At 60.2% G+C, this 11,036-nt stretch carries 5 protein-coding genes; 3 read left to right on the forward strand and 2 right to left on the reverse strand.

Annotated elements, in window-relative coordinates:
- Position 1: 1 nt before the first annotated feature.
- Genes AC6I8A_RS00730 through AC6I8A_RS00740 form a run of 3 tightly spaced genes read left to right on the forward strand, consistent with a single transcriptional unit; the run spans position 2 to position 5,265 of the window.
- The gene (locus tag AC6I8A_RS00730) at positions 2 to 3,805 is read left to right on the forward strand and encodes a cellulose biosynthesis protein BcsC (protein ID WP_497817876.1); all 3,804 of its coding nucleotides are present in this window, start codon (positions 2 to 4) and stop codon (positions 3,803 to 3,805) included.
- Positions 3,805 to 4,251, forward strand: coding sequence for a cellulose biosynthesis protein BcsD (gene bcsD / locus AC6I8A_RS00735; protein ID WP_497817877.1), 447 nt, complete (start codon positions 3,805 to 3,807; stop codon positions 4,249 to 4,251). Before AC6I8A_RS00730 ends, bcsD begins: the two co-directional genes overlap by 1 nt.
- 9 nt (positions 4,252 to 4,260) lie before the next feature.
- Entirely contained in the window at positions 4,261 to 5,265 is a 1,005-nt protein-coding gene (locus AC6I8A_RS00740; RefSeq protein WP_265301624.1) for a family 8 glycosyl hydrolase, read from the forward strand.
- A 93-nt stretch (positions 5,266 to 5,358) separates the two neighbouring features.
- Here the strand turns inward: AC6I8A_RS00740 and bcsC are convergent, their stop codons facing one another.
- Both bcsC and bcsB read right to left on the reverse strand, forming a co-directional pair.
- Positions 5,359 to 8,748, reverse strand: coding sequence for a cellulose synthase complex outer membrane protein BcsC (bcsC, locus tag AC6I8A_RS00745; RefSeq protein ID WP_497817878.1), 3,390 nt, complete (start codon positions 8,746 to 8,748; stop codon positions 5,359 to 5,361).
- The gene (bcsB, locus tag AC6I8A_RS00750; protein WP_497817879.1) at positions 8,741 to 11,026 is read right to left on the reverse strand and encodes a cellulose biosynthesis cyclic di-GMP-binding regulatory protein BcsB; all 2,286 of its coding nucleotides are present in this window, start codon (positions 11,024 to 11,026) and stop codon (positions 8,741 to 8,743) included. The genes bcsC and bcsB overlap by 8 nt, the downstream gene beginning before the upstream one ends.
- Between the last annotated feature and the right edge of the window lie 10 nt (positions 11,027 to 11,036).

Genomic DNA, 11,036 nt, shown 5'->3' on the forward strand with positions numbered 1-11,036 from the left:
AATGAAAAAACATCTGTTAAGTGCCGGTATTCGTCATGCCCTGATTCTGGGTGGGGCACTGACGCTCTCTCAGCCGCTGCTGGCGGCGGAGAGCACTAATCCTGCGTTACAGGCGCTGTTCGATCAGGCGGCGTACTGGCACCAGAAAGCGCATGACGATTTGGCGAAAGCCTCGCTGCAGAAAGTGCTGATGGTTGAGCCGAACAACACGCAGGCGCTCTATCTGCTGGCGCTCTATTCGCAGCAGAGCGGCGGCACGGCGGAAGCGGCACAGTGGCGTGCGCGCCTGAGCGCGGCCTCGCCGAACGATCCACATCTCACCGAGCTGGACAATGCACGCCAGCTGCAAACCATTCCGCAGGCGCAGCTGCAGTTAGCGCGCCAGCAGGCACGCAGCGGCAACATCGCGGCGTCGCTGCAAACCTGGCGTAACACCTTCAGCGGCAACGAGCCGCCGCCGAGCGTAGCCGCCGAATATTATCTGACCATGGCGGGCGATCGTTCGCTGCTGCCGCAGGCGGTGGAAGCGCTGCGTCAGTTCTCCGCCGATCATCCGCAGGATACCGGTGCCAAACTGGCGCTGGGTAAAGCGCTGACTTATCAGGAATCGACGCGTCGTCAGGGTATCGATGTGCTCGGCAGTCTGGCGGACGGCAACAAAGAAGCGGATCGTTCGCTGCGTCAGGCGCTGTTGTGGCTGGGTCCGCAGGCTTCTGATGCGTCGCTGTACCAAACCTGGCAGCAGCGCCATCCACAAGATAACGCGGTGCTGGATTACTACCGTAAAAACGTCGGCGGCGCGGAGAAAGGCGCGGGGTTTACTGCGCTGAACAGCGGCGACGTCAGCAACGCGCAGAACAACTTTGAGAAAGTGCTGCAAGCCAACCCGCAAGATGCGGATGCGCTGGCTGGCATGGGCTATGTTGCTCAGCGCGCCGGACGTTATGCCGAAGCGGCGGATTACCTGACGCGCGCGGCGCAGTTGGGTGGCGATCAGAGCGACACGCGCCAGAAGCAGGCCGCCGATGCCCGCTTCTACGCGCAGTTGGCCACCGCGCAGCAGGCGCTGAAAAACGGTGACAGCGCACAGGCGTTGGCGCTGAGCGAACCGCTGGCGCAGGCCGACGGTGAGAAAGGCGTCTCCGCCAAACTGTTTCGCGCCGATGTGCAGCGGCGCAGCAATCAGCTCGTTCAGGCGGAGCAAACCTATCGTTCCATCCTGCAAAGCGATGCCAATAACCGCAATGCCAAAGAAGGCTTGTTCTACGTGCTGCGTCAGCAGAACCGTGGCGCAGAAGCCAACACCTTGCTGGCATCGCTGCCCGACAGCGTGCGTCAAAGCGTGGCACCGCGCGGCAGCAGCACCGATCCGATTCGTGCGCAGGCCAAGCGTGAAGTGGCGGCGGGCAACAACAGCGCCGCTATCGCCACCTTGACCTCGGGTATTCAGCGCTATCCCAACGATGGCTGGCTGCGTCTCGATCTGGCGCGTCTCTACCGCGCGCAGGGCGATAACATGATGGCAGCAAATATCATGCAGCCGACCCTGCGCAGCGGTGCCAGCACGACAGAACTCTACGCGGGTGCGTTAAACGCCAGCGAAAGCAGCGCCTGGCAGCAGGCGAGTTTGCTGCTGTCGCGCATTCCTAATAGCAGCAAGAATAGCGATATGCGCGAGCTGGCGCAGCGCGTCAACTTTAACCTGCAGATGGCCACCGCCGATCAATATCTGGCGCAGGGCTCGAACGCGGCAGCGGCCAACACCTTGCGTGCGCTGGCATCGACGCCGCCGTCTAATCCGGTTGATGCCGGTAATCTGGCGCAGAAGCTGGCGAAAGCCGGCGATATCACCACTGCCGTTTCTGTGGTGCGCAGCAACATGCAGCGCGGCATTCAGGGCAACGCCGGTGATTACGCCGCGCAGGTGGCGGTGCTGAATCAGGCCGGTCTGAACACCGAAGCGCAGAGCTTCCTCAGCAGCCCGGAATTGCAGGCACGCAGCACGCCAACTCAACTGGCGGGCATCCGCAACGGCTACGTGATCAACGAAGTGGATCGTCTGCGTGAGCAGAAACAGTACGCCGCCGCTTACGACAAGCTGGTGGGCGCGCTGCAGCACGATCCGCAGAACCGCGATCTGATGTTCGCCATGGCGCGACTCTATCAGTCCGGCAAGATGAACAAAGAAGCGGGCGTGGTGTACGACTACCTGATGACGCAGGATACGCCAACGCAAGACGCGCGCACCGGCGCCATCAACGTGGCGCTGGCGCAGAATGACGTCAACAAAGCCAACACCTTAACGCGCGGCCTGCGCAATGAGCAGTCGCCAGATCGCTTGCTGCTGTTAGCCCGCGTGGCCGAAGCCAACGGTGAACACAGCCAGGCGATGAGCTATCTGCGCACCGCGCGCGGCCAGCTGATTGGTCTGCAGGGCGCAGAAACCGGCAGCGTGCCAAGCGTCGGTGGTTTGGCATTGGCCGACAATCCGTTTATCAATCGCGGCACCTCGCCGGTGGGCCGTTCGCCGTCCAGCTATGGCGCGGTGATGCCGTGGCAGTCGGCTCCAGCGGCCACCAGCAGCGCCGAAGGCGTGACGCTGGCAAGCAACACGCCGGCGATTCAGCAGAGCCAGACGCTGCGTCAAATCGACAACATGATGGACGATCTGCAAGAGAAAACCGGCACCTGGGTGCAAGGTCAAATGCAGGTACGCGGTCGTGATGGCGAATCAGGCTTGAGTAAACTCACCGAAGCCAAAGCGCCACTGACTTTCTCCACCGTGCCGTTTGGCGATGCGCGCTTTGACTTCACCATGACGCCGATTTCCCTCACTGCAGGCAGCGCCGGTGGCGACGCATGGCGCCGTTTCGGCACCAACTCGCTGGTGCAGGGACAGGTGGTGGCATCGGGTGATGCGAAGATTGACGACGTGCCAAACTCCTCCACCGATTCGCAATCCGCGACCGGCGTGGAGCTGAACATGGCGCTGAAGGGCGACAGCTACAAGATTGACCTCGGCAGTACGCCGCTGGGCCAGGACTTGAGTACGCTGGTGGGCGGCGTGCAGTGGTCGCCGAAGCTGACCGACTTCCTGACGCTGATCCTCACCGGTGAACGCCGCGCGATGACCGACAGCCTGCTGTCGTATGTGGGTGTCGAAGACAAAACCAGCGGTAAACGCTGGGGCCGCGTGACCAAAAACGGCGGTAACGCCTTGCTGAGTTACGATAACGGCGATGCCGGTTTCTACGTCGGCGGCGGTGCGTACAGCTACATCGGCGAAAACGTGGCGAGCAACAACAGCGTGCAGGCGACTGCAGGCGCGTATGTGCGTCCGTATCACCTCGACGATCGCGAGCTGAAAGTCGGCATGAGCTTGTCGTGGATGGATTACTCTAAAAACCTCAGCTACTTCAGCTACGGTCAGGGCGGTTACTTCAGCCCGCAGAACTATGCGTCGGTGTCGTTCCCCATCGAGTTCAGCCGCAAGTTTGACGACCTGAAAGTGAACGTCGGCGGTTCGGTGGGTTATCAATCCTACAGCCAGGATAAGAGCGCCTACTTCCCGAATAATCCGTCGTTGCAGGCGCAGCTGCAAAGTCTGGCCGATCAAGGCTACGTGAAGGATGCGTTCTACAGCGGCGAGAGCAAAAACGGCATTGGCTACAACCTGCATGCCGGTGCGGATTATAAGATCAATAAAGATGTCACCGTGGGCGGTCAGCTCGGCTACGACACCTTTGGCGATTACAACGAAAGCACAGCCAATCTGTACTTCCGTTACATGTTCGGAGATTACTAATGAGTGAGCAAGTAACCGCACGCGTCAGCCATCCGCATCAGCCGGGCTGGTTTGATCTGGTGAGCGCGATGATTGAGAGCATGCTGGACAACGCGGGCGAGGAAGCGGAAGGCTTTCTCAACGGCGTCGGCGTTTCGCTGGCTACGCGCTATCCTTTACCCGACGCGCGCACCGTGCAGGATCTGGAGCGTGAAATGAATTTGCAGCTGGCGCGCTTTAACTGGGGCTTTGTGCAGTTACAGCCGCAGGAAAATGCCATTCTGATTCAGCACCACGCGCTGCCGCAGGGCGACAGCAACGTCGGTGTTGAACGCTGGCAGCTGGCGCTGAGCGCAGTGCTGACGGGCGTGTATGCGCAGTGGCTGCAGGCACAAGGTGGCAGCGCGGCGGTGCCGGTGACGCTTGAGAACAACGACGGCGGCACGCTGCACTATCGATATCAATAGGAAGCTGTAATGAGAGTAATGCGGTTCTGGCGTCAATGGATGCTGTGTTTCATGGTGATGTTTTTTAGCGCGCAGGCAGCCGCAGATGGCTGGAGTACCTACAAAAGCCGCTTTATGGGCAGCGATGGCCGTATCAGCGATACGGCAAACAACAACGTTAGCCATACCGAAGGTCAGGGCTATGGCATGCTGCTGGCGGTGGCGCATGACGATCGCACCACCTTCGATCTGCTGTGGCAGTGGACGCGCACCCATCTGCGCAATCCGCAAAACGATCTGTTCTACTGGCGCTACACGCCGGGCGCGGCCAATCCGATTGCCGACAAAAACAACGCGTCCGATGGTGATGTACTGATTGCCTGGGCGCTGCAGCGTGCGGCGCAGAAGTGGGGCGGCGATTACCAGCAAGCGTCTGACCGCATTCAGCGTGCGATCGTGAAGCTGAATGTGATCAGCTACGGCGGACATAAAGTGATGCTGCCGGGCGCGCAGGGTTTCAACAAAACCAGCTATGTGGTGCTCAATCCGTCCTATTTCCTGTTCGAGGCCTGGCGCGAGTTTGCCGAGCACAGCCATCTGCGCATCTGGAATGAGCTGATTGATGACGGCATGGATTTGCTGGGCGATATGCACTTCGGTAAAACCGGCCTGCCGCTGGATTGGGTGGCGCTGAATGCCGATGGTTCAGTGGCACCGGCGATCGGCTATTCCAACCGCTTCAGCTATGACGCGATCCGTATTCCGCTGAATATCTGGTGGTACGATCCACAAAGCTTGCGTCTGGTGCCGTTCCAGCGCGTCTGGCAAGGTTCGGCGCGCATGACTACGCCCGCCTGGTATGATGTGTTGGGCAACACACCAGCGCCGTACAACATGGAAGGGGGATTGATTGCGGTTCGCGATTTGACGCTGAATCAAACCGGTTACCTTAATGATCGTTTAGCGCCGGATCAAAACTACTTCTCCGCCAGCCTACAGCTGCTGACCTGGATGGCGTATCAGGAAAAGCGGTAAGCCTCGTCTTTGACCAGGTCGCCATGAATGGCGACCCTACAAAACCTGCAACTCATCCGTAGGGGCGCCATTTATGGCGACCTCCATTGATGCTTATTTAAAATCCGCATACGGCGTCAGCGGTTGTGGTGGCATATCCATATCGCCGTTCCAGCCGGACATGGAGTAGCGCATGAAAATCAAACCGTGGCTTGGGGTGTAATCCTTCGCCTGTTGAATATCCATCGCCAATCCCACCGACCAGTGCGGCGTAATGCGTCGCTCCACCAACGCCTGCAGCGTGTAGCCAAAACCGGTACCCGAGCTGCTGTCTGAGGTAGGATTTGACGCCAGCGTGAAGCCCGGATTGACCGGATAGCGCTGCTGTCCATCGGTATGCGATTGTGACCAGGAAACCGAGCCGCCGAGATCAAATGACCAGTTTTCCGTGCGCTGGCGATAGGTCACCGGTACCGACAGCGAGAAATATTGCTGCGGGCTGTAATAGCCGCCCTGGCCGAAGGTGTAGTCGCTGAGATCCTTTTGGTAATGCCACAGCATGCTGTTCAGGCCAACGGTGGCGCGGCGATTATCTTCATTAATCAGCTTGTAGTAATAGCCTGCCATCAGGCGTTCGCGGCTATTATCCGCGACGTTATCACCGCTGAGTTGATGCGCACTGATATCGGCCCACACGCCATGCGCGCCGCCCTGATCGTAACTCAGCCCGAGCGAGCCGCCGGTTGCGACTACGCCGCCCCAGGTTTTGCCGCCGTTCGCAGCGGGATCGCGTGCGCCTGCGTACGCCAGCAGCGAACTGGAGATCGGTCGGCGTGATGCGGTGAACGTCAGGCCAATGTCTTTGACGTCGGTTTTCCAGCTGACGCCGCCGACCCAGTTGCGGGTCTCGAAGCCGAGCGGCGTAGTGCCGATATCCGCCGACCATATATCGTTATGCCAGCCCACGCCCAGCGCGGTTCCTTCATCGCGCTGGTTAAAGTCGCGGCTGCATCCGCCAGAATTGTCATCATTACAGCTGCCGAATTGCTCGCTGTGGCTGCCGTTGGTGGTGGAGAAGGTGCCGGCTGAAACCAGCACATGATCCACGCGCACAAAGCTGCGGCCATCAGCCAGCGGCGTTTCTGCCTGCATCATGGTGGTATGCGCGGTGAAATCGGAGGTGCCGCCGTTGCCTTTGTTGCGCGAGTAATCCTGCTCCAGTGTGAACGTGGTGTCCTGCTGGCGATACAGATCGCTGGCGTCGCTGCGGATGCTGCGTTTCAGCCAGTCATCCTGCGCCTGATTGCGGGTTAACGCCGTATAGCGATCGTTATCCTGTGGCACATCCGGGCTGATGCCGCTTGCGGCCATCGCCAGCTGATAATCCTGCTGCGCTTGTGTGGGCTGTTGCAACTGCGTGTCCAGCCGCGCTGCATCGCGATACACCAGCGCTTTTTCCTGCGACGGTGCCAGTTTCGTCGCGCGGGTTTTCAGCTCAGCAAACATCTGTTGGGCACGATCGGCATCGCCACTGTTTTGCCAGGCGATCGCCACGCGTCGCCCGCTGTTGACGCTTTGCTGCGCTACGCTCGGCGGCAAGGTTTGTAACGCGCGCTGCGCTTCCGCAGGTCGTTTCAACGCGATCAAGGCTTCGATGCGACCCAGCGCCGCATCGCCGTTTTTACTGTCTTGCTGCAGCACCTTTTGATAGCTCGCCAGCGCGCTACGGGCATCGCCGCGCTCCAGCGCCCAATCGGCCAGCGTGATATCGCGGCGGATGGAAGCGGGTTGCTGTTTTAGCAGCGCAATCGCCGCCGTTTCATCGCCGCGCGTGCGTAAATCACTGGCGCGGGTAAACACTTTGTCCTGCTCGAGACGATCGGCCAGCTCATGCATGTTGCTGTCCCAGCGCGAAGTGGGCAAGCGATGCAAAGTCGCCAGCGCCGCGTCATCGCGGTCGCCGGAAGCCAGCCACAGCGCCGACGCATACAGCGCGGCGGGTTCCTGAGGATGCTGGCGCACCATCGCATCCATCACCTGCGCGCCCTGGGTTTCTTCGCCGCCGTTGCGCAGCGCGCCAGCCAGTCGATAGGCCAGCCAGATATCATCAGGACTCGCCTGCGCCGCCTGGCGATATTTCTCCGCCGCCTGATGCCATTGACCTTGCTGCGCCAGCGTATCGGCTTCGGCCATCAGCGCATCGGTACGCAGCTGTAGCAGACGACTTTTTGCTGTGCTATTGCTGCGATCCCGCCGCAGCGCCTGCTGCCAAAAACTTTCTGCCTGCGCGGCGTTCTTGCGCGCCAGCGCCGCATCACCCAGGCCAATCAGCGCCCAGCTATCGCGATTATCCAGCGCCTGCGCGCTGCGGTAATAACGCTCCGCCGCTGCGATATCGCCTTTTTTCAGCGCCGCATCACCATTGTTGATCGCCAGCCAGTAGCGGTTGGTTTGCAACAGAGACTGCCACTTGCCGATCTGCGTGCTTGCCTGGCCGGCCTGAATCGCTTTCTCCAGCCAGCTAATGGCGGCGGCGCGATTGTTGGCTCGCGCCTGCGCCTGGCCCATCGCGCCCATCAGTTCGGCATCATTAGGGTTGGCTTTTAACGCGGCATTGAGCGCGGCAATCGCATTTGCGCCGCCACCGGCATCGACCAGCGCCAAACCACGCATGCGCTGGCGATACGCGGGATCGGCGAGCAGTTTTTGCTGACGTGCCAGCTCTTGCTGACCGCGCTGCTGAGCATCGCCTTCGGTGAAGGTTTGCAGATATTGCTGCAGGCTGGCGACGCTACGTTCGCTCACCGGCTGATTCTGGATCTGCTGCAACCACAGCTCGGAAGCGGCATCGCGCCCGCCGTTGCGGTTGGCGAGACGACGCAGCTGCGTGAAGGCTTCGCCCGGCTGATTGTTATCAAACGCCATGCGCGCCAGCTGCAGCTCAACGCCGATGTTGCCGGGATAGCGCTGCTCCAGCGCCTGCAGCTGTTGATACGCTTGCGGCTGCTGGCCGGGTAAACGCGCCACCAACCGCCAATACTCCAGCTCGGTATTCACATCGGGGAACACGCCGTGGAACAGCGCGTCCCACGCGGCTTTGGCTTCGGCGACGTGTCCGGCGGTGGCCAGCAAGCGCGCCTGCTGTAACTGCTGACGACCTTCCGCAGTCACCAGACGCAATCCGGCTGCCGATTCGCGCGTGGCGGCGGCATTCGGTGCCACGCGCTTCAGTTCATCCAGCAGTTTTTGCGCTTTGGCCTGATCGCCCTGACGCAATGCCATGCGGATTTGCGCCGCCAGCACCTGCGGATTATCAGGATCGATTTTTTCCAGCCGATAGAGCGATTGCTGCACCAGATCGAGTTTGTTGGTCGATTCGCCGGTGCGAATCTGCATCAGCAGCCACTCGACCGGCGAAACCTGTGGACCGATCGGGGCGGCAGCCGAACCGGCTAACACCCCGAGCGTGCTGCCAATCAGCAATCCAAGCTGCAGTTTATTCATCGTCATCCAGCTCGGCCAGACGGCGACGGCTCACCATGCGCATTAAACGCCACGCCATCAGCGCAAACAGAATCACCACCACAACCGCGCAAATCGCCAGCCACACCGGATGCGTTGCCAGCAGATTCCACAGACGTTCCCACCACGGCAGGTGACCCACGTAATAGGTTTCGCCGACACGAATGCTATTCACGCCTGACTCACGGATCACCGCAGCGGAACCGAACACCGCCGCGCGTTTGCCGCTGTCGAGCAATGCATTATTCAGCAATTCCCAGCCGCGTGGGCTGTCGGCCAGCAGCGCCACGACGCTGCGTTGATCGTTAAACGGTGACTGGAAGCCAACAATGGCGCCCATCGGCCCGCGTGAGCTGATGGTGGTTTGGCTTTCCGCAGCGCGTTCACTGTCAGAAATCGGCACGTTGGCCGCCGCATTGCTGCGTGCAGGCATGCTGATCCAGCTGCGTGCGGCATCGGCCAGCAGCGGGATCTTGGTGTCGTCCTGCAGATCCGGCGGAATGCCGCCGATCATCAACATATCCGCATCCGCTGATTTCGCTTTGCTCCAGTCATCGCTCATCTGCACGCGCAGCGCAGGATAACCGGTTTGCGCGCCGATGCTGCCGAGCGCATTGAGCAGCGTGCTGACTTCGTCATTGCTCGGTTTAGGCTGCACCAGCACCAGCGTTTGCGCCAGATCGGCGAAGCGGCTATACGGGAAACCGGCGTTGGCGAACGCACCCAGCGACGGCATTTCGATGTAATGACGATAGCCGGAGAAATCGATGCTCGAGGTATCGTCGATCACCACGTGATGTCCGACGGCGGTGACGGTTTCGCAGCGGCCATCGGCGGTGCCACCGATAAAGGTGTTGGCGTAATCAAAGTTAAAGCGCAGCTGATTCACCACACCGAGGCGCAGCGCCGGAATGGTCAACTGGCGATTGCTGTCCTGCAAACCCTGCATCAGCGGAATGCGCATCAGCTGCTGACCGGCGGTATCTTTCGGCGTCAGCGGATAATCCTGCATGAACTGATTGTTAAGATGCACCGCGAGACGCGAGCCATCCTGCTGAATCGGCGAGGTGTAGCGGTAGCGCAGATCCATATCGATACCGCGCGCACGCACCAGGAACAGATCCGGTGGCAGATTCAGCGTCAGGCTGATCGGATTCGGCTGTAAGCCGTCGCCCTGTAGCTGATTTTGATACTGCGTCAGCTCGGCAAAGGTAGTGCGGCGATCGGTGCGCACCCAGTTCGGTGCATCGTACGCCTGGCGCGCGGCCAGCAGTTTTACGCTGTCGATGGTTGAGGTGTCGCCGCGCAGCAGCAGCTGACCTTGTGCAATCCCTTCAACCGCAGCTAACAGGTCCTGATCGTCGCGACCCAGAATCAGCAGCATTTTCTCGTACGGATTGTCCGGCTGATTGACCATCTCCACCGTCGGTTTCTCCACCGGCGGCAGGTCTTTCAGGAAGTCGGGACGATGATCGTTGGTGGCAAACACCACCGCATGCTGCTCTTTAGGCAGCTGGTTATACAGCACTGGGAAAGATTGTCCGCGCCACTGTGCTTTGCTGCCAAACCATGAAGCCAGAATCCCGGCCGCACGCTGTTGCAGCAAATTCGGCTGGGCGTTAAAGACCATCGGCAGCTGCAGCGGGCGGCTGTCGCGCGTATCAAAGAACGGCTCCGGGAAATGCGACAGATCGTTCTTTAACGGCAGCTTTTGCAGCGTCAAATCAAGTTTGCTGGCTTTGCCGATATCCAGCCAGATGGTGCTGTTGGCCGGGTTTTCACACACGTTGGCGTAGTGACCAACCAGCTCAAGGCGCACGCGGTTGAAGTCGCTGATAAAGCGTGGATCGATAGGGATCTGCTTTTGATTCTCTTTGCCAAGCTGATCGGCGGTGACGGTCACCAATCCCACCAATTCATCGTTGAGATAGACCTTAAGCTGCGACAGCGTGGGAATCAGCGCTGGCGACGGACGATAGCTCAGATTCAGCAGCGCACGCGTCACCACTTCATCGCTGCGCACGCCGAACTCAATCTGGCTGCTCGGTTCGGTTCCGCGCAGCGTCATGCTGCCGGGCGGTGGGGCGACCTGATTAAACACCAGCTGGCTGTCACGCAGCGGCGCGTTGGCGTCGACCAATGCGTTCACCTCCGGTAACGGCTGCGGCGCATTGAGGGCGCCTGAGGTCTGTGGCGCGGCCTGCACCACAGCTACGCAGCCCAGCATCAGGGCGGTGAACCAACTCAGTTTTTTCGTCATGGTCATATCA

The organism is Pantoea sp. X-Soil-ISGK-275 (assembly GCF_059730795.1).